This is a genomic window from Actinomadura meyerae (assembly GCF_900188445.1).
Classification (GTDB): Bacteria; Actinomycetota; Actinomycetes; order Streptosporangiales; family Streptosporangiaceae; genus Spirillospora; species Spirillospora meyerae.
Genome location: NZ_FZOR01000056.1, coordinates 21,483 through 45,037, shown reverse-complemented (window position 1 = coordinate 45,037; position 23,555 = coordinate 21,483). Strand labels below are relative to the sequence as shown.

Annotated in this window: 18 protein-coding genes; 7 read left to right on the top strand and 11 right to left on the bottom strand. The window is 62.5% G+C overall.

Annotated features, from left to right (window positions below; translation table 11 throughout):
* Positions 1-631 precede the first annotated feature (631 nt).
* The 3 genes from CHF16_RS35825 to CHF16_RS39890 are packed head-to-tail and all read right to left on the bottom strand — an operon-like array spanning position 632 to position 9,226.
* A complete protein-coding gene (locus CHF16_RS35825; RefSeq protein ID WP_245869744.1) occupies positions 632-6,172 on the bottom strand; it encodes a DEAD/DEAH box helicase in 5,541 nt (1,846 codons plus the stop codon).
* Positions 6,165-7,133, bottom strand: a complete 969-nt coding sequence (locus tag CHF16_RS39895; RefSeq protein ID WP_143228262.1) for a hypothetical protein — start codon at positions 7,131-7,133, stop codon at positions 6,165-6,167. The genes CHF16_RS35825 and CHF16_RS39895 overlap by 8 nt, the downstream gene beginning before the upstream one ends.
* On the bottom strand, positions 7,130-9,226 hold the full coding sequence (locus CHF16_RS39890) for a hypothetical protein (RefSeq protein WP_143228261.1): 2,097 nt from the start codon (positions 9,224-9,226) through the stop codon (positions 7,130-7,132). The genes CHF16_RS39895 and CHF16_RS39890 overlap by 4 nt, the downstream gene beginning before the upstream one ends.
* Positions 9,227-9,808: 582 nt before the next feature.
* Between CHF16_RS39890 and CHF16_RS35820 the strand changes: the two genes are divergently transcribed.
* Complete coding sequence (locus CHF16_RS35820; RefSeq protein WP_089330626.1) at positions 9,809-10,318, top strand: very short patch repair endonuclease; 510 nt, start codon at positions 9,809-9,811, stop codon at positions 10,316-10,318.
* Here the strand turns inward: CHF16_RS35820 and CHF16_RS35815 are convergent.
* From CHF16_RS35815 to CHF16_RS35805, 3 genes are read right to left on the bottom strand one after another with little or no spacing between them, the layout of a single operon-like run.
* On the bottom strand, positions 10,288-11,121 hold the full coding sequence (locus tag CHF16_RS35815; protein ID WP_089330625.1) for a protein NO VEIN domain-containing protein: 834 nt from the start codon (positions 11,119-11,121) through the stop codon (positions 10,288-10,290). The genes CHF16_RS35820 and CHF16_RS35815 overlap by 31 nt on opposite strands.
* Positions 11,111-12,967, bottom strand: a complete 1,857-nt coding sequence (locus CHF16_RS35810; protein WP_089330631.1) for a DEAD/DEAH box helicase — start codon at positions 12,965-12,967, stop codon at positions 11,111-11,113. The genes CHF16_RS35815 and CHF16_RS35810 overlap by 11 nt, the downstream gene beginning before the upstream one ends.
* Positions 12,937-14,352: a ParB/RepB/Spo0J family partition protein gene (locus tag CHF16_RS35805; RefSeq protein ID WP_089330624.1), complete on the bottom strand. Its 1,416-nt coding sequence runs from the start codon at positions 14,350-14,352 to the stop codon at positions 12,937-12,939. Before CHF16_RS35805 ends, CHF16_RS35810 begins: the two co-directional genes overlap by 31 nt.
* A 113-nt stretch (positions 14,353-14,465) precedes the next feature.
* Between CHF16_RS35805 and CHF16_RS35800 the strand changes: the two genes are divergently transcribed.
* Positions 14,466-15,164, top strand: coding sequence for a hypothetical protein (locus CHF16_RS35800; RefSeq protein WP_245869743.1), 699 nt, complete (start codon positions 14,466-14,468; stop codon positions 15,162-15,164).
* A gap of 192 nt (positions 15,165-15,356) precedes the next feature.
* Positions 15,357-16,691, top strand: a complete 1,335-nt coding sequence (locus tag CHF16_RS35795; protein WP_089330622.1) for a DNA cytosine methyltransferase — start codon at positions 15,357-15,359, stop codon at positions 16,689-16,691.
* A gap of 107 nt (positions 16,692-16,798) precedes the next feature.
* Here CHF16_RS35795 and CHF16_RS39885 read toward each other — a convergent pair whose 3' ends face one another.
* The 4 genes from CHF16_RS39885 to CHF16_RS35775 form a co-directional block, all read right to left on the bottom strand.
* Positions 16,799-17,392 carry a hypothetical protein gene (locus tag CHF16_RS39885; protein ID WP_143228259.1) on the bottom strand — a complete coding sequence of 198 codons (594 nt, stop codon included), beginning with the start codon at positions 17,390-17,392 and terminating at the stop codon, positions 16,799-16,801.
* 55 nt (positions 17,393-17,447) lie between these two features.
* On the bottom strand, positions 17,448-18,785 hold the full coding sequence (locus CHF16_RS35785) for a PIN-like domain-containing protein (RefSeq protein WP_089330620.1): 1,338 nt from the start codon (positions 18,783-18,785) through the stop codon (positions 17,448-17,450).
* A gap of 419 nt (positions 18,786-19,204) precedes the next feature.
* The gene (locus tag CHF16_RS35780) at positions 19,205-19,399 is read right to left on the bottom strand and encodes a DUF397 domain-containing protein (protein ID WP_089330619.1); all 195 of its coding nucleotides are present in this window, start codon (positions 19,397-19,399) and stop codon (positions 19,205-19,207) included.
* A complete protein-coding gene (locus CHF16_RS35775) occupies positions 19,396-20,211 on the bottom strand; it encodes a helix-turn-helix domain-containing protein (RefSeq protein WP_089330618.1) in 816 nt (271 codons plus the stop codon). Before CHF16_RS35775 ends, CHF16_RS35780 begins: the two co-directional genes overlap by 4 nt.
* 109 nt (positions 20,212-20,320) lie before the next feature.
* Between CHF16_RS35775 and CHF16_RS39880 the strand changes: the two genes are divergently transcribed.
* Genes CHF16_RS39880 through CHF16_RS35765 form a run of 3 tightly spaced genes read left to right on the top strand, consistent with a single transcriptional unit; the run spans position 20,321 to position 21,725 of the window.
* Positions 20,321-20,959: a hypothetical protein gene (locus CHF16_RS39880; RefSeq protein ID WP_143228258.1), complete on the top strand. Its 639-nt coding sequence runs from the start codon at positions 20,321-20,323 to the stop codon at positions 20,957-20,959.
* Complete coding sequence (locus CHF16_RS35770; protein ID WP_179271863.1) at positions 20,956-21,372, top strand: ATP-binding protein; 417 nt, start codon at positions 20,956-20,958, stop codon at positions 21,370-21,372. Before CHF16_RS39880 ends, CHF16_RS35770 begins: the two co-directional genes overlap by 4 nt.
* Complete coding sequence (locus CHF16_RS35765) at positions 21,360-21,725, top strand: hypothetical protein (protein WP_089330616.1); 366 nt, start codon at positions 21,360-21,362, stop codon at positions 21,723-21,725. Before CHF16_RS35770 ends, CHF16_RS35765 begins: the two co-directional genes overlap by 13 nt.
* A 4-nt stretch (positions 21,726-21,729) precedes the next feature.
* On the opposite strand, the gene CHF16_RS35760 is transcribed toward CHF16_RS35765, so the two are convergent.
* The gene (locus CHF16_RS35760; protein ID WP_342750152.1) at positions 21,730-22,596 is read right to left on the bottom strand and encodes a sigma-70 family RNA polymerase sigma factor; all 867 of its coding nucleotides are present in this window, start codon (positions 22,594-22,596) and stop codon (positions 21,730-21,732) included.
* A 335-nt stretch (positions 22,597-22,931) separates the two neighbouring features.
* On the opposite strand from CHF16_RS35760, the gene CHF16_RS35755 reads away from it, so the two are divergent.
* Positions 22,932-23,507: a hypothetical protein gene (locus tag CHF16_RS35755; RefSeq protein ID WP_143228256.1), complete on the top strand. Its 576-nt coding sequence runs from the start codon at positions 22,932-22,934 to the stop codon at positions 23,505-23,507.
* Positions 23,508-23,555: the final 48 nt, after the last annotated feature.

Sequence of the window (23,555 nt, the reverse complement as noted above, 5' to 3'; positions counted from 1 at the left end):
AGGTTCTTCTTCGTCGATGAACCCATCTACCGGAGACCTCACTACTTAGAGATCACGACACACCGTCACACACCCGACTTCGAGACACGCCCTAGGTGGCGCTGCGCTCGCTGTACTTAGCGCGCCATCAGACCCTTGCGAGCAGCAACCATGCGGTGAAGGACCAGGAACGGCCGAACTCACCGGCGTCGGCCTGGGAGCTGCCGGGCTCGCACTCGTCGCCATTCTTCTCGCCTGGCGGAACCGGCGGCTGTCAACCAGGATAAGAATCGAAACTCTGGCGTCCGGCATCGTGTTGACCGGCCTTTGGCTAGCCATCTGGCTCAAGCACTGGTCCTGAGCCATCCATCTACTTGAGTTTCTGATAAGAAAAAACCACTGCCCGCACGACCTAAACTCGTGTCCTCTACGAGATCGCAGCGGTCTACGCCGACCAATCCCACCCGGCCGGCTGCCTGACGATCAGCGCCGCCACCAACGTGACGCCCCGGGACGCAGAGGTGGATACTTACCTGCAAGACTTCGAAACACCAATCTGAAGCGCTTCGAGGTCCGCCTACGGAAGCCCTACCATTTCAGCGCTACCGGAAATTTAGAGCGCTCATCTTGCACAGCCTAACACCGACGACCCTCAATTAATCAAATCATCCACTTTCTCTACATGAGCGGTGACTGTACTTGGCGACCGGTCCAGGAGAAAGTCGTCGATCGCGATGACGATAGCGGCGCCTGGTACAGCACTTTGAGCATCAGCAAGCAGCTGACGCAAGCGAGGCCCAGCTGCCCCGTCCGAAGCCTCGAGGGGATGCTTGGTAATCACGGCTATCTTCTTGCCGCTCCCCCAGTCATTGTTGTAGACCGCAACGTGACCTGACGCAGTGGCCCTGAAATCACACCCGGTATCATCGGCCCAAGCTTTGAGTAGACCAGAGTGCTTGTCCACTTCCACGTTTAGGGGGCGACCCCGCAGGACGGTGAAGAGGTCCCGAGCCAGCCGCCAGTCCAGAAGGGCATGCGCTGACATATTGGCGTAGTCGCGTAGACATTCGTAGCAGGAGGCATTGCACTCCGAGCTGTGTCCAGGGCTTGCGAGATCCTCAAGGTACGCGCAAACGGCGTCGAGGTACGCATTGAGTTCCTCGGAGCTCGAGGCCAGGTGCGTGCAAAATCCTGCACCATTGTCTAGCGTATCGGCCATAAAGGCGTAGACCGGAACCTCACCGGCGGATCCGTAGAGACCAGAGACTAGTTCGTTGGGTTGAATGTCCAGGTGCGGACAAGCCGCTCGGCGGAGCAAAGTCGCTAGGGAGATCCAAGCGGCACGGCGGCCATGGACTGGCTCGGGCAGGTTTCCGACCTGGAATGCTCGCTCCAGGCTGAGGCGGAGACCATTAGCAACGCTATGGCCTGGCGCTGGTCCGAGTAGGAAAAGATCTGTCTGCTGGCTCGACCCCAGTGCGACGCCCGGCAGCGGCGGCTCGCTGCCGAGGCGGCCCTTCAAGTAGGGGTGCTCTTCGACCAGGTCACTGTTGATTAGACCGCCCCAACTGCTCCAGCTGGCCGATGGCCTCTGGAACTTGTAGAGTCGGCCACTGTTGTCGTTGATGCTGTACTTGCGCCCCGGCCCTGATAGAACCGTCATGTTCTCCGTCACCTTCTCAGCAAGCTGCTCGAGGTTGGCAGCGGCGCGACTGACGGACGAGCGTGAAGACCAGGAAAATGTTCCGTCGAAATCCTTGGGTTTTCCGGCTATAAATCCCTCCGGCTCGGACATATCTACGATATTGAAGTCCGAGTCCCCGCAAGCCGGGCAAGGCTCTGGAGCGCTTTCGGGGGCCGACGCCCCCACCGTATCATCAAGATGACCGCAGGAAAGGCAGTATCCAACTGCCCGGACCACGCCGAGAGGGTTTTCAATCGGGACCACTCCCGGACCAGCCGGCCGGTAGGAGCCGACACCGATCGCAGTGTGGACCCAACCGTCACGGACAGTCTCCGCTCCTGGCGCAAACTGAGAAACAGCTATAGGGAGCGCACGGTCGATGGCACCCTTCGGAGGCCACGGGTACGACTTGGATGGCTTTTGTGTATACAGGTATCGGACGTTTGTTGGAAAACCGAACATCGGTAGCAGCCCAGCTTCAGCGAGCCGCTGACTCAGGTCGGCGTGGCCCGTTTCAGCTGCGGCATGCCGGTCGATAGCTGGCAGCAGCACCTGTAGGACGTAGCCGACAGGATCTATTGCAGCTACAGATCCTTTTGCTTCAAGCTTTAGGGCGTCAGCGACTGCACTGATCCTCCGCTTGTTGCCTAGGATCCACGCTTCGATGTGAGGCCTAATTGTCTGCCAGTCCCGCGCCAATCCGAACTGACCGTGAACATTGATCGTGGCTGCCAGCTTATTGTCGACCAGGACGACGCTGTTATCCGAGAATGCGGCACGCATGACCTCCGCAGCCAGGACCCTCTGAAAGACAGCGGCCATATCCATAGCGAGATAAGGTTTCGGAGTCGGCTCATTCGTAATGAGTTCCGGCCGGGCGAAGTAATAGTCATCGTGGCTGCGACCACGGCAGACAGTAAGCGCGACTGCAATGGGCGATCCGCGTCGGCCCGCTCGGCCAACCCGCTGTTGATAGTTGAATCGGGTCGGCGGCATGTTTGACATATTGACAGCTGTGAGAGCACCAATGTCGACGCCGGCCTCCATCGTTGTGGTTACAGAAAGCAGATCAACTGCATCGGCGAGTTCGTTCTCCGAGTCTTCGAGAAAGACTTGTTGGAAACGCGCCTGGCGTGCCTGTGCGTCGATGCGGTCAGTTTGCCCAGTGAGTTCAGCAGTGTGGAGTCGGATGGGTTCAAGGTCGCGTGACGCCTGCCAGGTGTAGTAGTCAGCCTCCGCATCGCCGATCCGGAACGGTTCGGGCTTGGCGGGAAGGGCCGCGTAGCACTTGGTGCAGGTGAGAGTTCCGGGATGTAGGTGACGCCGCTGGCATCGCTCACACGTCCAAGATCTGCCCTCGGCAGGCCGAAGGCCAACCGTATCAGGCTTGATCAGCCATTCAACGAGGATGTTCCGTAGTGCGGCACGGGCACGGTCTGCGACATGGTCCGGATCCAACCCATGCTGCTCAGCGACCTTTGCCCAGAAGTCCCGAACCTTCTTCGGCGGGTCTTCCTGGCCGTGGCGGAGTCCTGTAAAGCGTCGCGCGTGGCCAAGGACACGCAGGGTTGACCTAACAAGTGCTGAGTCCGACGTGGGAGATACATCTGCACCTTGCAGATCATCGACCGGGGCCAGCCACCCGAGTCCGAGTGATTCAAAGTCTCGTCCAGCCCCGGAGTAGAGGCCGTAGAGTGTTTCTTCGCGGAGCTTCGCATCGATCCTCTCACGGAGGTCTTGCTGACCGCCATCGAGCTGCAGGACCGACCACCGCTCCGGCGGCGTAGTCGTCCAGTCGTACAGAGAAGTCCACGGCTTCTCCTCGGCATCGGCCACATTGGTATGCCGCTTGTCCGCCTTGCGGAGGCTAGCCGCGGGCCCCCCGGGATTGACCCCCAGAGCGAGAAGTTGGGTCTCTAGCTCGCTGATGTGCGCCTGAATCGAAGGGGTAGCCAGGACCTTCGCTACCAGCAGCCGCTCTTGTTCTTCCTGCTCCGGATCCGGAACATCAGTCTCCGCCATCTCGCTCCAGAGCAGCGAAAGTTCTGTGACCGGCCCCTTAAGCCCTCGTTCAGCCATACGCTGCTTGGCGGCCTTGACCTCCTCCATCCTCCAATCCGACGTGGTGTAGCGCTTCTTGATGATGTCCAGGTCAGCCGACCGATCCCCATCGCTCGTAACGAGGCGGAAGAGCAGGAACCTCAGGAGGTCCTGGTAGTGGCGGAGCCCCAGGCCACTGGCTAGCTTCGCTGCATCGGCGCGGCTATCCGAGAACACGACAAGCCCGCGCTGCCCCTCGGGAAGCCAAGCTAGGAGTTCGTCAGTGAGCACCTGGTTGAACTTCTCGAATCCAGTACGCATCGTGCGGACAGCAGGGCGGAGTCGGGACGGATCCGTAAGTGGTAGGGAACGACCCCCCTTCACCTTTTGGAGTTCCACATCGTCACCGCATGCGATGCACTGGGAAGGATAGGCAGGCAGCTTCGCTAGGAGCCCCCGCGGTGCGTCCCTACCGACTGCGACATGGAAGGACCAGCCGGTATAGCCGTCGCGACTATTCTCGAGACGGCCAGTCTGGGGGGTGTATACGCTCCGCTGCCAGGTGAACGAGGCACTAATGCCGTTGGCGCTTCGGCGCCAGCGCGTGTCGCTTAGTTCTGGCTTCTTGTCGTGGCGGGGCCAGTAGACAACGTAGTTGGCCGCGCTGGGCCCGTCGCCACCCCGGTCCGGGAGACGGTCGAGTTCGGAGTGATCAGCGAGCAGCCCGGCATCGAAACGCGCTGCCGCCTCCTCTGCCTCCGGGAAGTAGCCACCGAGAAAGACGTCGCCACAGGTCTGGCAGTAGAGCAGTTCCAAGACTCGCGCGTTGCAGAAGGCGCATCGGGTAGCCGGTTCAGAGTACAGGCGCCCCACGCGCCTGTCGCCTGAACGGATATCGACTCCCGAGCACTCCGGATTGGAGCAAGCCCACATGCCGGTGATGTTGCGAAAGAACAGGTGTACGCGCAACTTCACCATGTTCGGATCACTGGACCACCGGAGTGCTGAAAGCAGTCCCCTGAGCGCTTTTTCTTTGTCATCGACACCAGAGAAGAGATGCGATGCGATCTTGTCGTCAGTTTTGGCGACCGGATGGCCATCTTCGTCAGCAAGGCAGTTGCACAGGGCATCTGCCGCCTTGGACTCTCTGAGAAGGGTGTCAGCTACTTCCTCGGGCGGGTTGTGCGGTAGGCTTGCGAACCGATGCGCATAGGGAGTCAAGTCCAGCGCATTAGACGAAGGCTTGACCGTCTCGCCAGGTAGGATAGTGAAGCGATCGCTGTCAACGCCGAAGAATTGCCCGAGAAATGCACGGTCCCGGTCTTCGTCTAGTGAAGCTGAGGCAGCCAGAATCTGCAGGCGATCCGGTTGGGTGTCAAGACCCAGACGATGACGGAGCGCCCGGATCAGATAAGCGATCTCAGTGCCGGCGGTCCCCCGGTACATGTGTAGTTCGTCGACGATCAGAGTGAACTTCACATCTGGATTTTCTTCGAGCCACTTGCGAGTAAGATCGAACATGCGGCTTTCACGAGGCCGGAGTAGCATCACGTTGAGCATCGAATAGTTGGTGACGAGAATATCGGGCGGGTTCAAAAGCATATCCCACCGCGAACGCATTTCCGCACCATCGAGTCGCGGCACAAAGAAGGCGGCCTTACCATTGTCGCCGTCGACTCTGGCCCTACTATTGCGGGCATCGGTTGCCCGCAGATAGCTGCGTAGATTTTTCAGGGCTTGGCCGCCGCGCTTACCCGGTTGAGGGAGGTCCCCGGGGACTGGTGTCGCGCCGGTATAGCGTCCAAAATAGAAACGGTGGCCTTTCCGGTGCCTGGCGAACCAATCGCGAGCCGCATCGCTGTCCAGCGCACGCCTCATGCGCATCATCTGGTCATCGACGAGTGCGTTCATCGGGTAGAGAACGAGGGCGCGGACCGCGGCCGGACGCCCCTGCTCGCCGTGCCGCTGGGCACAAAACTCGTCGTTGTAGCCACTCCACCATCGGTCTGTGTGAGGCGCCGGAGTGCCCGTCCACGTTGAGGACTCCTCAACGAGTGAGGCAAGGACGGGAAGCATGAAGGATTCGGTCTTGCCTGACCCAGTTCCTGCGGTAATCACCACATCTTTGCCAGCACCAACTGCTGCAGCAAGTGCATCATGCTGATGCTTGTACAGTTCCTCAACGCCGCTTACCAGTCCCAGCGAGGCCAGTTCAGCGAACTCCGGTGGCGCTCCTGCCGCACTTGCCGATGCTGCTACTGACATCCCGCTCGACACATAGCGAGGGCGGAGTTCGATAAGCGGACGCCGCCATGCACCGCCGTCCCGGTTCAAAAGCTCACGTCTCTCATTCTGGAGCGATCGATCAGCCAGCCCGAAAGGCGTGTCGTAGTAACGGAAAAGCGCCTCTCTGAGCGCTTCAAATGTCCGAATTCCGTCGAATGATCGAATATCGACATTCTTAGCCACGCCTACCCCCAGACACGTCAAGTATTTCCAGTTCTTGTTTCAGACTCTCAGCGATCGCCGCCGCAAGCACATACGGCACATTATAATAAACTGCGGTTTCCGCTGTCGCTGAGAACCAGGGTGCGAGGCCACTGCTTAGGACCGCAGCCCGCGCATGCAATGGTGGCAATGGAGCCCCCCAGTCCACTGCCAGCCGCCCGATCAAGTTCCTCTCACCGTTAGATTCTGCACCCCACCGCATGGTATCGCCTGGTTTGCTTGGATGGTCAGCGCGGATCAGATAGAGGGCTTCCTCGTGCGAGGTCTTATACCAGGTGCCGTCGCGAAGCAATCGAACTACCTGCCTGTGGTCCGCAGTCTTAAAGCGGTAGATCCCATCCACCCGAGACGAGAGCACCTCTTCATACCTCCTGGTTTCCTCGACATACCGCTTTAGAAGGGTTCCGGGCACTGGCCCCGCGGCCTCGGGACCGAGAGCAAGCTTCGGCAAAAAAGGAATCACTTGAAGAGCGAAACACGGTACCCAGTTAGCCTTCAGGGCGGTGGCTAGTCTCTCCATATCAGTACCCGGATCGGTCATAAAGATGACCGACTTTGGGAGGGGGATATCCCCCTCCTGCACATGGCTGATCGCCAAATAATACTCAAGGCCCATATCCTGGGCGGCGTCTTCAATCCGGCTATCCATTGCCCGATTTCGTGTACCTGTCAGCAGGAGAAGGCCTCCAGACATGGGCAGGGCAGTAAGAACCGCAGGGGCTACCGACCACTTCCCAGCCTGCCAGTCGACATCTAGGTACCCGAGCGAGGAGGCATCACGCACCCAACGACCGGGCGCACCACTTGTCGTCGTAATGCGGAAACGACGTGAAGCCCACTCCACTGTACTGAGCATCACGCTGAGGTCGCCGGCGCCGTTCTCGCTGGCCCAGTTCAGTAGCAGATCTCCGACAGGGCTCACTGGCAGATTTCCTCCGCCAAAGTCACGTACTCCCCCCACATCGGGTTCTGAGAGCAGCTCCGTGCGTCAAGAATCGCCAAGGCCCACTCCTCCCTGTTCGGCGAGGACAGCACAGCACTACGGTCGGGTCGGCGTGGCGCTACTGGGGTGACGCGGGGACAGGTACGTCGCCACTCAATCATCCACCCGGACCACCCAGCAGGCGGGACAACATCGGTGTAGTAGAAGGCGTCATCCCCGAGACCGAGCTTCTCGTACAGCACGGGCAGCTCCGGGGCACCTGGCTCGTAGCCGCGTCCGTCATAGGAGACCAAGTAGCGATCGGACGAGTTCTTAAAGGCCAGTACAGTCAAAGGTAGTTCCTCGGCTGCCTCCGGAAGCAGAGCACCCCGGATAGCTGGCGCGTTCGGCTCAACCTTTTGGGCTCGGTTCTGAACTTGCTCCCCAACAGCGAAGGCCACTGTTCCGGTCCCTGGCGCCTCGCCGTCCGCAAGAACATCTACCAACTCATATGAAAGTGGGGTGCCGTCAACAGTGAGGCTATGGCGTCCTGATTCCCAAGCCGCTTCTTGCGTCAGAGGGATCGGGAACCCACCAGTCAAGACGTCTTCATATCGCCCGCTGCCAAAATCAAGACGCACTAGGCGTTCGGTGTGGGCACGCATATCGACAAGCAGGTCTGGGGAACCACCAGTGAGATAGAGGTTCCGCGCAAGCTTCTGCTTCAACTGCAGGCCACCAACAAGTTTCGGCTTGGAAACGCCTTGAACTCCAATCGCGTTGAGGACCGATCCTCGCTTTCCTATCGCCCTGATGAGTTTTGACTCTTCACGCAGCACAACGCCGATGAACAGGCTCCACCCCGGGGCAAATGCTGCCTTCACGTTCTTTGGCTGCGCAATCCCGGCCTCCTTTAGCTCACTGATCATCTGTGGCACAGTTTGGTCTAGCACTAGGATCATGTGCTCGTCGAAAGCAGTTGCCTTGCCTTGGCTCACCCAGCCGAGATCGCGGTCCTGGCGGAAGTAAACACTTTCGGACGGCTGATAAACAAAAGCGATCTTTTCCCCTGTGGCAGTGATGCCGTTCAGTGTCACTCCTGCGGCAAGATATGAAGGCTGAAAGGAGACCGCTTCTAGGCCTTCATAGAAAAAGCCGTGATCGAGACCGAAGGAGTGCTCTTGACCGTCGCGGTCGATAATCGTCCCGCCATCGATACCGCCGACAGCCTCTGCGGCCCAACCGATACTAATGTTGCGCCGGTCCTTCCGGAGCCGCACCCGTAGCCGCACAGCCCGTTGCCCACTGACGGCATCGCGCACCACGCCGTCCCATACCCGGGCACAGCCCAAAACGAGATCGTTGACGAACGCCTGGAGGTCAGGATGCCCATAGGCTGCGACAAACGCTGGGGAGAGTGCCTTCGGATGCCGACGCAGCCAAATTGCAAGTGCGCGCTCAAGGTAGTCAGAACTGATGGACTTGCCTGGATGGAGCCCGGAATCACGGAAGAACTGGCTTAGCACTCGCCGATCGGCGGCCTTCAGAACTGCCTGAGAGATCGGGTACCCGATTCGAGTCAGAGTCTCATGCCCCTTAATCGTGCTTATACCGAACTGGCCATGCTGTGAGGCAAGCCATTGTTCGAGCTGGACCCATAGTTCGGCTAGCTGATCCGAACTTTGGACGAGGACACGATGCTGTTCCTCACTGAAAGAATCACCGAAGAGATACTTGACGAACGGAACATAAAAGTTGGAAACTCTGATTTTGCCGTCAGAGGCCATCATGGATGCCGCGACAACTGAGGCGGCCAGCAGTGGCAGAGAGGGGGGCGGACCTCCCGGCCTGTGACTGCGCTCGCACCATGATTTGATACGACTAAATGCCTTCGAACGTGACGCCATGTCCAGTGCATCACGCACTGCATCAGAGAGTGGCGCTTCCAACTTGTGCTGCTTCTGCAACTCTTCAGCTGTATCCCGATCCACCCAAAGAATCACTGGCGTATCGGCATGTGCATTGCTGAAGAATTCAGCAGCCAGCACCTTGTTCCATGCGTCGTACGCTGTCGGCATCGGAGGTACAGCCATTGCCCGCTCCTTGATACCTACAAACGCTCCTGCGCCACGCACCGCACTTACCGGCAGACACCCGCCATCAGCGGCGGACTGGCGACCAGCGAGACCTTTACGTGTAGTTGCCGTAAGTTACCATGGCTAGGCGCTGCAGCGAGCCCTGACCTGCTGCGAAAAGGTTGCCACAACTGGCCGGTCGTCACCAGGTCACCCGCCCGAGAACGCCATCCGTAGTCGGGTCGCGACTCAGAGTATCCAGGGGGACATCTTTGCCCTTTTCTGAACTGACCTCACAGCACCAGCAACACCACACCATTCTGGCTTCGGTTGGTTGCAATCAGGGCTTCTTATAGGCGGCCCGCCGGGGCAACGGCACGAACCTACCTCGCCATCGGTAGGGGTTCAGGTAATTTGAGACGGGCGTTAGGAGTACGCTGACAAGCATCATGCGTCCAGGTGGTGCCCCTTTTCTCGGGTCGCCTGTCGGTACGGTGGAGTGGATCGTTTCCCAGGACGAATTGCGCCCCTCTGTGTGCGGCGACAGGAGTGCTAAGGGGTTGGGTTTTGGTGCGGCCATCTCGAGAGGAGTGAGTACGCGTGGCTGGTGGTGACGCGGCAGGCGGCGAGGCCTGGCAGGCACCGGAGGGCTCGTGGGCATCGTCGGCCGCCAACCGGCGCAGCATGCTGGGCAACCGGAACCGCGATACCTCGCCTGAACTCGCGTTGCGGTCCTTGGTCCACGCCGCTGGGCTGCGCTACCGGGTGGCAGCCAAGCCGCTCGCGGGGATGCGCAGGACCGCAGACATGGTCTTCCGGCCTACTCGCGTCGCCGTCTTTATCGACGGCTGCTTCTGGCACGGCTGCCCTGAGCACTTCGTGCCGCCGAAGACCAACCCGGAGTACTGGCGCGACAAGATCGGCCGCAATATGGAGCGCGACCGGGACACAGATGCCCGCTTGGAGGAGGCCGGGTGGCTGGTGCTGCGTTTCTGGGAACACGAGCCAGCTGCGGGCTGCGCACGCACAGTCTGCGAAGCAGTGCTGTCCCGCCGCCGCTTGGCTGAAGGCCGGTCCCTTCAGCCGCGCAGTAGCGGCGAAGCGCCCTGAGCTAGGACGGGACGGAGCCGCGGTATTCCATCGACCACCTGCTCAGGCGGCACATCAATCCTGCACGACTCCCAGCGTCCGAGGGGCCCCTGGTCGTCCGGGACTTGGGTATGGATCCAGTTCGGGTCGACGGTACCGACTGCGCTGACCGCAAGGTCATCCGTGAGCTGGACGATGACCAGCTGCCATGAGAGGTCGTACCTCATGACTTCGTACTCACGCCGCGATAGGAAGAACGTGAGGCGGTTGCGCCGCGTGGTCGCCTTAGCTTCGATGTGCAGGCTGTGCTTGCCGGCAAGCACAGCGATGTCATAGCCGTAACCATCGGAATGGGTAGCGACATGCTCAACCGTCGCGGTCGTGGATCTCATGAGCAGCCGCACAAGAGCTGCCTCGCCGGCAGAGCCCACCTTCAAGCGGGCAGCAGCGTCGACCTTGCCCCACACAGCATGGACCTCTTGGAAGGCCTCCAGTTCGCTGAGCCCTAGCACCGCTGCAGCTCGTGCCGCATCGATGGGCAGTTCGGCAGGCTCGCGCACATGAAGGTCGGCATCCGGGAACCACGGAGCGCTTCCCGCCAGCAGGACGGCCTGAAAGACCCTCTTCCCCACTGGAGTGGTGTCATCCAGTCCCCGTACGAGCCCCGTCTCTTCCAGCCACTTGTAGGCCTCCTCGTACTGGGAGGGACTGATGTCGCTGTACTCGGCATGAGTGGTGAAAAGGGCCCGGCACCTCGCCCGGCCGTTGGCGGGTAGCTTCTCCAGCCAGCGTGCAGCGGCCCGTAGGACGGGGTCAGGTGGCACGGGCACGGAAATGGCCCATCAGTGCCTGGAGGTCGGCTTGGTCCAGGCCGCCGCCGACGGCCGGCTCCTCGTCGAGATCGGAAAGCTGCCGCACACTCGGATCGTCCAGCACCGACCCCATGAAGTGGAGCTTCTGTTCGAGCCTCAGCCTGACAACTTCGTCAATGGTTTCTTCGGACGCGAGCACTGTGATGCGGGTTTCGGTCTCCGGAGCCAAGCCGAGGCGGTGGATCCGGTCCAGACTCTGCAGGAAGCGCCCAGCCGCGAAGTCCCTGTCGATATAGACCGCATCGTGGCAGTGGTGATGGAGACTGATTCCCTCGCCGAGGGTGGCCGGGTTGGACAGGAGCACCATGCAGTCGGGGTCGTTGCGAAAACGGGCGATCTCTGCCTCGCGGTCCTCTGTACCACCGTGGACTAGTGCCGGCTGGAACACCTTGAGCATGCGGTCGAGAGTGTTGAGGCTGCGGATGAAGGTAGACCACACCAGGGTCTTGCGGCCCTCCGCGGCATTGGCCTGCACGATGGCCAGGGCCTCGCGGTACTTGGGTGAGAACTCATAGCTCGGCAGATCCCGCAGCAACTCGTACAACCGAGATCCTTGCGGCACCTGCAGAGGTGGGACCCGGTACTCAAGTGGTTCGTACCGAGTGGTCCCCGCGTGGAGGAGCGCGGGACTCGTCGCGGCCATCAGCAAGTAGACCGTGATCTTCCCCCAGGCAAGGAAGTCGGCCTCTGACCCGGTAGCCCGGGACGAGAACCTGCCTAGAAGCGCTTCATAGACCTCGCCGTGAAGCGGTGGCAGCTTGAGCGGCCGAACCGTCGTCCTGACCGGCGGAAGGCCCAACTCCCGCTTCGTCGTACGAACGAACAGCGGGCGGAGGACCGTGCTGGCCTTTGCGAGGTCGCCGCCCCCGACAGCTTGGATTACCTGCTGGCGGCCGTAGCCCGGCCAGACGAACCCGAACAGGTTCTCCAAGTCTTTGGCGCCATTGGGTGCCGGGGTACCGGTCAGAATCAGCCTGCGCCGAGCCAGCGGGCCGAGAGCCAGGCATGCCGCTCCGTAGACTCCTCGGGCGCCTGCCTTCATGCGGTGGGCTTCGTCGAGTAGAAGCAGCGATGGCCGCGCCGAAAGCCAGGCGCTTAGCCCCTCGATGGCACTGTCGAGTCGTTCGTAGTTGATGATCACTACATCCGCGGATGGATCCGGACTCTTGTCATATACGGACATCCGCAGCGGTCGACTGAAGCAGACTCTGTTCTCGTACTGCCATGCTTCGTAGGCGGGCTTCGGGCTGACGACCAGCATCCGCTCGACCTGCCCGCGCATCCTGAGCGCCTGGAAGACCGCCAAACCTACGCGTGTCTTCCCGGCCCCAGGGACAGAAAAGTTCGCGCCATGGCGCAGCGACAGAAGCTTGGCGATGTCACGACGCTGGAAGGAGGTGAGGTCGCCTGCCCAACCGGGACCGAGGAGGTCCTCAATGTCCGCACTCTCCGGCTCGGCCACCGCAGCTGACTCCAAGCGGTGGGCGACAGTCTGCGCGTCGGCGGCGGAGTCTCTGACAAGACCAGCCAGCTGCGGATCCCACTCCACGGTGCCGGGCTCCGGCCATCCGCGAAGTGCGCGGAGGTTACTGAGCAAGTCATCGATCTCGATGTCGAGGATCGTCGGGGTCCGCTGGACGCCGCTCTGGAATCGCAGAGCGAGTCGGCGCAGATCAGCGATGCGATCCGTACGCACATGCAGTCGGACTGTGACCGCGTCGTCGCCAAAGCCGAGTTCAAGGCTCGGCCCGGCCACCTCTCCCACCGCTACCGGTCCTTTGTCGCGTTCAGCAGCCATTCGACTCCGTCACCGGGGGAGGTGAAGGTCCTGCCGGCCTGCTTCGCCAGACGCGCCAGGCTGTCGCGCAAGGTGATGAGAGCATCGTCGAAGGCTTCCTCATCCAGAGCCCGTCTGGCTCTCGCCTCGGCGAACTCGGCTGCGCACTGCTCGATGTACTCTGCTGCGTCCGTCACCCTCACCGGGACCGCGGTCTGGCGCTTGCGGAGCTGGGCATCCTTCCCGGCGAGGGTGGTCGCTGTACTGAACACCTCCTTGGCTGCCTCAAGGACAGTGTCCGCAGCCGAGACCTCAGTGGAGGAGACCTTGTCCGCTGCCTTTTTGGCGGCATCCGCTTTCAACAGTTTGTCCGTGAGGTCACGGACAGCCTTGACTCCAGCTGCTTCGTCGGGGACGACAACGTCGTCGAGCCCGGGGATGCCCAGCGAGGCCGGGCTCTCCCCTGCTGTCGGCAGCAGCGGCTCGGGGAGCCGCTGCTCCAGGTAGCGGCTGTAGAAGTCAGGCTCTGCCAGACGGAGCGTGGTCTTGGGGAGGTCGAGCACCACCATGGCGAGACGTGCTTCTTTCAGGCGCTCGGCTGCCTCAGGATCTGTTGCGGCCAGGTTGGCGTAGTCGCGGGCCAGTTCCCGCAGCTTTTCCTGATGGTCCTCGAAGTCAACCAGCCGGAGACTGGCACCATCGTCCGTCTTGCTTCGCTCGATGGCATCGTTGATCAGTTCGAAGACCCAGCGGTCCCGCTTCAGGGTCGGCAGCTTGATGTTGAACTCTTTGGCAACGTCTTCTTGCTTCCGCCCCGCTGCCAGCTCCTCCTCAACCGCTATGAGCCGGTTGATGTAGGAGTAGTCGCGGCGCTTGTCGCGGCGCAGCTGCAGGGATAGCTCAACCCGATTGATGTCGTGCCGGCTGGTGTCTTCGGGAAGGACACCGACACGGATATGCTCCTTCCCCAAGTCTCGGAGTGCAGCGCAGCGAGTGTTGCCGTCGACGAGGATGCCGTCCGGACTAATGATCCCAGGGTCCCGCTGTCCGAACTCGTCCAGCTCGTCAAGGAGCGCTAGATAGTCGGGGTCGGTCTTGCTGACGTCCTTCGGATCCCGGGTCAGCAGGTAGCGGAGGTACTCCTGGCCCTCCTCGCTCCACGGCCGCTCGTCGAGGACTCGGTTGCGCTCAGGGTCAAGGGTGCGCTGGGCGCGGACCCGATGGGTGTCCGGGTTGAAGTACAGCATGCTGACTGGCATGGAGATCACGTAGAGGTGCCGCTGCCCGGCGCCTCGCCAGTCGACGGTCACCTTGGCGCCGTCCTCAGCCGCAGCCTGCTTCAGCCGCTCTTGGACGAGCTCTCTGATCGCTTCGCCCTCGGGTGGAATGCCGTACCTCGCAACCATAAAAAAGTCCCTCCAACCAGCTAGCGTAGCGATCGCCGTAAGCTTCGCGATACCGAGCGGCTACGGCTCCTAGGACCAGCCAAGTTGTCGCTTGGTAGTGAGGAGGAGACGGAGTGAACGCACCTGCCTGGAACGCCCCGGACCTCAAAGCTGGTGGCATGGTCAAGGCCGCTCTCTGGCTCGTCCAGGAGGTAGGCGAGGGCAACACCTTCACCAAAGGGCAGCTGAGGGACGCCTTCCCTGGTATGTCGCAGATCGATCGCCGGGTCCGCGATCTTCGGGACTACGGCTGGATCATCTGGGCCAGTACCGAGGACGCCAGCCTGGTGGCAGAGGAGCAGCGCTTCGTCAAAGCCGGAGCAGCCGTCTGGGACCCGAAGGAGAGACGGGCCGCCGCTCCCCGCAACACCCTGTCTTCCAAGGAGATCAGGGCTGTCATGGAGCGTGACGACTACCTCTGCACCGTCTGCGGCATCTCTGGCGGAGAAGAGTACCCGGATGACCCGAACAAGACGGCGGTGCTGTCGGTAACGCGCCGCACCACAGTGCTCCCCGATGGTCGCGAGCAGGTACTTCTGCTCACTGAGTGCAAGCGCTGCCGGGCCGGCTCCTCCAACGCTCCGGCCAGAGCGGATGAGGTGGCGGCTGACATCCGCGTCCTGGATCCAGCAGACCGGCGGCGGCTCGCCCGGTGGATCGACCGCAACCGCCGGGTCTCTACCCCGCTCGACCGCGTGTGGTCTGCATACCAGCGTCTCCCAGCCGATGCCCAGGCCGAGGTCCTCGCAGAACTGAAGGCCGACCTGCAGTAGGGGTGCGGCGTAGGTCGACGGGAAGACCCCCTGACCGTAAACTTCCACATTGCTTGCGGCGGCACCGACCGGGACGCCGAACCGTACGGAGCCTCCGCTCCGGCTCTGCGGCCGCGCGGAAATTGGACTCCACGAGCAAAACACAATAAAGCCCGACATAAAGGTCCCCCGGGTGCTTGGAAGGAGAACAGCTTGTCCGAAGCAGCCGAGGACAACCCACTCGAAGTCGTCGAGATCTGCGCAGGCGCCGGCGGCCAGTCGCTCGGCTTGGAGCGCGCCGGTTTCCGCCACCGCCTAGCAATCGAGTTGGATAAAAACGCAGCCGAAACACTTCGCCACAACCTCGTCAAAGTCCTTGGCTACAAAGAAAAAGAGGCCGAGGACACAGTCCGCATCGGGGATGTAGCCGATCCCGGCGTGTGGAACCCCAGCGAACACGAGGGCGTGGACTTGCTGGCCGGCGGCGTCCCTTGCCCTCCCTTCAGTATCGCTGGAAAACAGTTGGGCGCCAGCGACGAACGCGATCTATTCGCCTGGGCAGTGGCACTGTGCGGCCGAATGAAACCCAGGGCTCTCCTGCTGGAGAACGTCAAGGGACTGAGCGGAAACCGGTTCACGGCTTATCGGCAGCATGTACTCGACCGCCTGCAAGAATACGGTTATGTCGCCGAGTGGCGGCTACTCCAAGCCGACCAGTTCGGAGTTTCCCAACTCCGCCCGCGCTTCGTACTCATCGCGCTGCAGCCCGAGTATGCAGAGTATTTCAACTGGCCGGTACCTCAATCTGATCCTCCCCCAACCGTCGGCGAACTGCTCAGCGACCTGATGGCTCAAGGGGACTGGAGTAAAGACAAGCTCGCGGAGTGGGTTAAGCGAGCGAACAGCATCGCCCCCACGATCGTGGGCGGGTCGAAGAAACATGGCGGAGCCGACCTCGGCCCTACCCGCGCAAAGGCGGCCTGGGCCGAGATGGGCGTTGACGCCAAGGGGGTGGCCGATGATCCTCCCGGACCGACGAACCCGAGGGTCAAGGGAGCCGAGCACCCGATGCTGACAGTGGAGATGGTCGCCCGCATCCAGGGCTGGTACGGTTCTGATTTCGCCGAATGGGAGTTCCTCGGACGAAAGACCTCTAGGTATCGGCAGATCGGCAATGCTTTTCCACCGCCAGTCGCCAAGGCGCTCGGAGAAGCGATCAGAAAGGCCCTCCTGAAGGACGGCGATGCACGATCGCTCGTTGAGAACTCCACAGCAACGCTTGATCCTGTCTACAAAACCCTGCAGGCTCAGAAGCGCCCTCTGACTGTCGAGCAGATAGTTGCCAGACTCGCAAGTGACGGCATAGCACTGGAGCAGCCGGAGGTAGAGCGCCGCCTTGTCCACCTAGGCCACGACTTCGAACTCACCAAGGAGCAGCGAGCCAACGGCGAGATCGCTTTCCTGCTGGGAGATTTCAAGGCATTCACAGGACAGAACGATCACCGTCGCCATCAGTTGTTTGCCGAACACCGATCCAAGATCAGCTGATAGCGGACGCGCTGAAGTCCGCACCACAGCCGAGAGGACAGACTCCAGTGCACCTGATCCTGGTCCCAGCGCCGCGCAAGAACCGCGTCAGCACACCTGGAAAGCGATCAGGAACGGAGCCCTAGAACCAGCCTCAACTCGTCCTTCGGCATCTCCTTGAACTTCTTCCGCTGGGCCACCTTCATGACAGCGGATGGAATCATCGAGAAATCCGGTTCGAGGGATTTCAGGCTGTAGAAGTCGACACCTTCGGCCTCGGAGCTCGAAACAGAGAAGCCGAGCTCCCGCAACTCCCTGATCCTGCGCTCCGTGTGCACGGAGTCTGCGGTGACAGTGCATAGCAGCGACCCGGGGACCTCCTCTCCAAGGCTTCGGTGGAGCAAGCAGTAGAGCTCTTCATTGACGCGGCTCTTGTAAGGAGCGATCAGATAGCCTTCCGGCACCATCCCGCCATATCGGCGCCGCATTTCTACTTCGATCGCTGCGCACCCCCTGCGGAAGTCTTCACAGCGCTCTGGGAGCTCCATGCGGACAAAAGCCCTCATGGATTCAGCCAAGAGCCGTTTAGCATAGAGGTAGGAATCTATGAGCTCCCGGCTGGAAGTAGTTCCCTGGAGCTTACGGGAAAGCTGTTCAACCGCGATTAAGGTGTCCGGCTTGAGACGCGCCCATTCCTCACTGGGCGGGTTCTTATCAGTCATATTTGCTCCGGGGAGGTTGCGTGATCTCGACCGACTAAAACGAGGATTAGTTGACTCAATCCCCCTTGAGTGGATTCTCGTCCTGCATGGAATGCGCATTGATCCGCCGCACTTCCAGACGCAGCAGGGAACCCCGGTCCGCCAGCGGAACTGATTTGACGGCTCCCACGAACCACGGTGCGATCCAAGATGAGGTCCGGTAGGGCCACTGGCCAGGCGGGAAGACCTCCCCGCCCACCCATGCATCGTCCGGGGGAGTCTCAGACACCACCGCGGCGTTGAGGTCCACGCCAAACTCGTCGTCCGATACCACGCGGAGATCCAGCAGAGCAGTGGTTCCGATTAGCCACCATTTGAACACGGGATCCTCTGTGCCGCTCAAGGCGTACCGTACGACCGACGGCGGCAGCTCCGCTGCAGTGCACGCCTTGAGGAGGAGCTCCTCCGGCGGCGTCATCGCGCGAGCTCTTTCTTCGGTCAGCACCGTCGCCCGCTCTCCCTGGGCCCCCCTGGCATCCGCTGCTTTTTCGATCTCCTCTACAGTGCTCTGGGCGATCGCTGCATGCAGGTACTCGCGAACGTCACTGAAGAAGTCCTGCGGCCGCACGATTAGCAGCTCCGCCTGCGACCGACTGCGCATCTCTTCGAAGAGGTGGGGCCACGGCTGCTTCCTCCGCCCGGGAGTGGAGGGCTCGTACCAGTCCTCTTTAGCATCGCTTGAGACAAATAGGACTCGCCGCGGGTGTGGCAGCGTACTGACACGCCGGACGACTTCATCCCAAAGCAGGAAGTCTCCAGCTGCCGCCAGATCAGTGCCCTTGCCGGAGTCGGCAAACCCTGGAGGAATTCGGTTGGGATAGCGGAACCGCGTGGCCTTCTCCACCTGCCGCTGCAGGTCGGAGTCTGAGGGAGGTTCTCCGATGCGGTCCTCGTATATCTCCGCGACCTGCTGCAGCACGCTGTCCGGCCCGGCCACCAAGGACCCGAGTTGGACGTCGTGGGAGTTTTTGATCTGCTCGGCTCGATTCAACAGCTCCTGCCTCCACGGGTCGGTCAGCTCTTGAAAACTCCGCAGATTGATAAGTTCGTCTAGCTCCCGTTGGCCGGCATGGTCGTTGGCATGATTGGCGAGAAGCTGTTTTACCTGCGCCAAAGCAGAAGCGATGTCCTGCCAAGCCTGGTCGAACCCTTGGCGGACCTGCTGTGCAACCGCGCTGAGCAGTCTTGTGCGGTCGTGTATGACCTTATTCCGGCCTCGGACGAACTCTAGCCCGACCTGGTACGGCATCCAGAGGTTAACGGCAACCCGCTTGAGCGCCTCGAGGACCTCGTCCCTGGCCTCAGGCGTATAACGGTAGAGGTCTAGCAGCACGTTCGTGTCCAGGACGATCATGCCGGAGGTGTAGAAGGGTTCTCGAGCGTCCTCGCTTACACCCCCGTCTGGTTCGATCCAGGCTTGATAGCGACGAAAAAGCGGTAGTTCTGCTGCTCCATCAGCCATGCGCACCTCACCCCCGTCCCCAGAGCGCCATGCTCGCCCTCTGCCTCTGATCCGTCAAGGACACTCGAACCGACCGGGCCCACCACACCGGTGGCGTCACCTGAAGTGATCTTTTCAGGCGACGGTGTGCGAAACTAGTGCATCTGAAGGCAGTCAACCGTCAGGGTCGCAGGCTCCCCGCAGCAAATGCGTCGCGGCATAGCTGGCAGATCCGTTCCTGGGACAATCCAGGCTTCGCTTCCGGATCTGGCCGCAGGACGCCGCGGGGGTAGATGCGTCGTAGTGGCGGAGGGGCGTGCGCCCGAGCCTTCCTAGGGGAGAGCGAGCGCCCCTTCCTTGACTTGCCGCACCAGATCGGTGAACACCGCACCGCTCAGCGAGACGTGGTCGCCGGTCGGGTTCTTGGAGTCGCGGATGCCGATGCCTGTGGGGAGTTTGGCCAGTTCAACGCAGGTTGCGTCGTTGGCGCCTCCGCTGTAGGAACTCTTGCGCCACTGCACGGTCATGGGTATGTCTCCAGGTAGCGTCGGATCAGCGAGCGTGAGTCGTCCTCGGACGCGGCTTTCGCGCCGATACGGTCGAATATAAAGCTCAGCTCCCTGGCCTCGCTCGGACCTTCGATCAATCGGCCGCCGATCTGGGCGCCCGCATACCCGATGTCCCTGTTGTCGAGGCCGATGACCTGGAAGTATCCGTCGGCGCCTCGGTGCGCGCCGGCCGTGAAGGGGACGACGCGGACGCTCGCGTGCGCGAGATCAGTCATCCTGTGGAGGTGCTCCAACTGCGCCTTCATGACGCTGGGGCCGCCGACCCGGGTGGCGAGTGCGGCTTCCCCTAGGAGGAGCCAGATGAACGCGGGCTCGGGGCGTCCCAGCATGGCCTGCTTGCGGCGGAGGCGCGCGGCGAGCTCCACCTCGTGGTCCTCACTGTCGCTGACGTGGACATACGCCTCGGTGTAGGCGTCCGTCTGGAAGAACAGCGGGATCAGGCTCCCGTGGTAGATCTTGGTGAACGTCGCCTGCTTCTCGTACTCGGTGTACTGGCGGAACCAGTCCGGGTTGTGGGCCGTCCGGGCGAACCAGAGGAGCAGCTCGAACAGGCGGCCGGTGCCGAAGTGGCGGTCGATGAGCTTGGCGTGGTCCTCGTGGATGCGGTGCCGACCGGCCTCCATGTTCGAAACAGTAGATCGAGCCGCGCCGATGATCTTTCCCCACTGGGTGAGGGAGAGTCCCTCCTTCTCGCGGAAGAACCGCAAGTAGTACGAGAGCAGATGCCACTGGGAGAGCTTAGGGTCGAGCGGATCACGGACGTTCGGCATGTCCCCTCCAGTGTTTTGCGTTCTCGGAAGTAAAGCCGAGACTAAACACATCGCCTCATTCTTGGGAAGCGGAAACGCCAAGCAAAGTCCCAGGAAGGAGGAGGTTAGCTTGATCGTCGCATTCGATTGTCCGCTTATGTCCATGGTTGCGGCATGGACGGCCCGCACTGTTTCGACAGCTCGTTTCGATCAAAGCGGACCCGCGGAGTCGCAGATCCGTCCATTGCGCCTTACGTCCGATTATCGCCGAATGGCGGTAAATGCGGCGTGGCGCTTCAGGGGCGTCGGCCACTTTCAGAGTCACGCGTGCGGCGTCGGGCTCATCGCCATCGCCTGGGCAGCCATCCCTGCCACGAGCGGAGGCGTGATCATGCCGTCCGACGAGACCGTCCCCATCGACACCGGGCCGATCGTCCGCGCCGAGATCCGGGAGCTTGAGTGCCGCTACGGCGTCGTGGCGTGGTTCGGGTTCCACACGCGGCGGTGGTGGGCGCTGGTCGAAGGCCGTCTCGTCGAGGCCGCCACCCCGGCCGGTCTGGCCAGCGCGGTCGTGGCGGTACTGGGTACCGCGAGCCGCCCGTCCCAGCACGTCCGCCCTTGTGGGGAGTCGCGGAGCGCGGGGCAGGTGAGGCCGGGCCGTCATCAGCGTTTTCGCCGTCGCATCCGGTCGCCGCGCCGAGGCCGTCACGGTCTCGGATGGCTGGACGCGTCCGGCGCCATATCGGGAACGGAAGGTGGTGTGCGTTGAGCGGCCACATCGAGGACGACGAGACGATCGTCCAGGTGGGCGACCTGGAGTTGCTCGTCTGGAGTGCGGATGAGCAGGCACCTGCGGCGGCGCGGCGGTTCGTCGGTGAGTGGTTCCGGGATCGGGGCTTCGAGGACGCCTACACCGCGCAGCTCATCGTGTCCGAGCTGGTCACGAACGCGCTCCTGCACGGGGTGCCGCCGATCGCCATCCGCGTGGTGCGGGACGCGGCGGACGGGCTGCCGATCGTCCAGGTCGAGGACTGCGGCGACGGGAAGCCTTGCGTCCAGCCGGAAAGTGACTCCGCGATCGGTGGACGCGGCCTGCTCCTGGTCGCCGCGCTCGCGGACGAGTGGGGCACTGATCCGCTGGCCGAAGGAGGGAAGGTCACATGGGCCAAGTGCGCTCTCTGATCGTCCAGATTGAACGACAGGTACTCCGCCTGCGCACCCGGCTGGGCAAGCGGACGGCCGTCCAGCACCTGGACGCACTGGCCGAGGCCCTCCAGCCCCAGGGGTGGCGCTTCACCAAGTTCTACCGTCCCGAGGAGTTCCCGACACCGCTCCCCTTGCTGTGGGTGCACGCCGGGTTCGCTAAGGAGATAGGCATCGTGGTCTCCGTCCGGGCCACCCCGGGCGGGACGTGGGGCTACTACGAGACCCTGCGCGGGAGACAGGGCTACCTGTGGCCGTGCGGAGACGCGAAGGCGGCGGCCGAGCAGATCGACGCCATCCTCAAGCACCAGATGTTCCCGAGCACCTGGTAGCGGGCTAGTTGAAGACGGCTGGGTCCAGCCGGGACAGGCGGTCCGGGTCGGCGTAGATGTCGAGTTCGGCGATCTTGTCGTTGACGACCGTGAAGGCCATGACGGCGATGGGTTCGTCTTCGGTGGCGACCACAAGGCCCGCGGTGCCGTTGATCAGGGCTGGGCGGGCGAACTCGGCGCGGAAGGAGAAGGCGATCGCGCGCTGGGCGATCGTCCTCGCGCCGCGCAGATGGATGAACTCGCCGTCCACCTCCGTGTGCAGGACGATGTCCGGCGCGAGGGTCGCGACCAGGGCCTCCAGGTCGCCGTTCTTGGACGCCGTCAGGAACGCGTCCACGACGGCGCGCTGGCGGGTCATGTCGGGGTCCGGGACGGGGGCCGAGCGCACGCGGCGCCGGGCCCGGCTGGCGAGCTGGCGGGCCGCGGTCGGGGTGCGGTCGAGGATGCGGGCGATCTCGTCGAACGGCATCTGGAACATGTCGTGCAGGACGAAGGCCAGGCGCTCGGCGGGCGACAGGGTGTCGAGGACGACGAGCATGGCGACCCCCACCGCGTCGGCGAGGAGTGCCTCCTCTTCGGGGTCGGTGCCCTCCTGCGTGATCACCGGTTCGGGGAGGCGCTCGTCGAACGGTGCCTCCTGGCGGGCCCGGCGCGCGCGCAGCATGTCGACGCAGATGTGGGCGACGATCGTCGTCAGCCAGCCGTTGAGGTTCTCGATGCGCTCGGAGTCGGCCTTGCTCAGGCGCAGCCACGCGTCCTGGACGGCGTCGTTCGCCTCGGTCGACGAGCCGAGCATCCGGTACGCGAGTGCCGCCAGGCGGGGCCGGTTCGCCTCGAACCGTTCCGCGAGCTGCTCGTCGTCCACCGTCACGTCCTTCCCCTGGCGTCCGTCATAGATACGACGAAGCGGGCAGGACGGATGTGACGGCTTCGGGAGGAGAGATGTCCGCCTTCGTGAACAGCATCGAGATCGGACGGCCGGCCGACGTCGTGTTCGCCTACGTGGTCGATCCCGCGAACCTCCCCGAGTGGCAGCGGACGTGACGAACGTGCAGGTCGCAGGCAACCGGTCGGGTCGCGCCCGCGAGCCATCGGCGTTGAAGGAACTCCCTGAGGCCGGCGGGTAGGCGCCCCCTCTAGCGTCGGGCACGTGCGGGGGTGTTTGCTCTCGCTGGACGCCGGCGCGGAGGGAGGCTGGGTGCGGTGTTGACGCCTGAGCAGGTGCAGGGGCTTTCCGCCGAGCAGCGCACCGAACTGCTGCGGGCACTCATCGCGGCGGAAGACCTCGACCCCCTGGACGAGCCCCGGAACCGGCGGCACCGCGCCTTCGCACTGGTACTGCTCGTGGCCTGCTGCGCCTGGCTCATCCCCTGGACGGTCGTCCTGGCCTTCACGCTCCCCCAGCACTTCACGGCCGAGCGGTGGGCGGTCGCCTGGATCGGCTTCGACGCCGGGCTCACCCTCGCGATCGCGGGCACCGCATACGCCCTCTGGAAGCGGCTCCAGATCGCCATCTTCGGGCAGATCGTCAGCGGGACGCTCCTCGTATGCGACGCCTGGTTCGACGTCTGGCTCTCCTGGGGTTCGGACGAGTTCCCCCTGAGCCTCGCCACCGCGCTGCTCGGTGAACTGCCGCTCGCCGCCTTGTTCTTCTACGGGGCCCGGCAACTCGTACTGCTGACCGTCCACGCCTTGTGGGTGCGGGAAGGGCGCAACGGCCCCGAGCCACGGCTTCGGCAGGTGCGGCTGTTCGCCACTTACCGGCCGGTGAGACGCCAATAGGGACGTCCGACGCCTCACGAGTGTCAGTACCTCTATTTACAGTGGACG

Coding starts and splice junctions, on each gene's coding strand:
- CHF16_RS39890 (WP_143228261.1), bottom strand. CDS start 9,226: ATGGCTGTACCTCCGATGCCGACAGCGTACGACGCATGGAACAAGGTG.
- CHF16_RS35805 (WP_089330624.1), bottom strand. CDS start 14,352: ATGGTTGCGAGGTACGGCATTCCACCCGAGGGCGAAGCGATCAGAGAG.
- CHF16_RS35775 (WP_089330618.1), bottom strand. CDS start 20,211: ATGCCGAACGTCCGTGATCCGCTCGACCCTAAGCTCTCCCAGTGGCAT.
- CHF16_RS39885 (WP_143228259.1), bottom strand. CDS start 17,392: ATGACTGATAAGAACCCGCCCAGTGAGGAATGGGCGCGTCTCAAGCCG.
- CHF16_RS35785 (WP_089330620.1), bottom strand. CDS start 18,785: ATGATCGTCCTGGACACGAACGTGCTGCTAGACCTCTACCGTTATACG.
- CHF16_RS35780 (WP_089330619.1), bottom strand. CDS start 19,399: ATGACCGTGCAGTGGCGCAAGAGTTCCTACAGCGGAGGCGCCAACGAC.
- CHF16_RS35810 (WP_089330631.1), bottom strand. CDS start 12,967: ATGGCTGCTGAACGCGACAAAGGACCGGTAGCGGTGGGAGAGGTGGCC.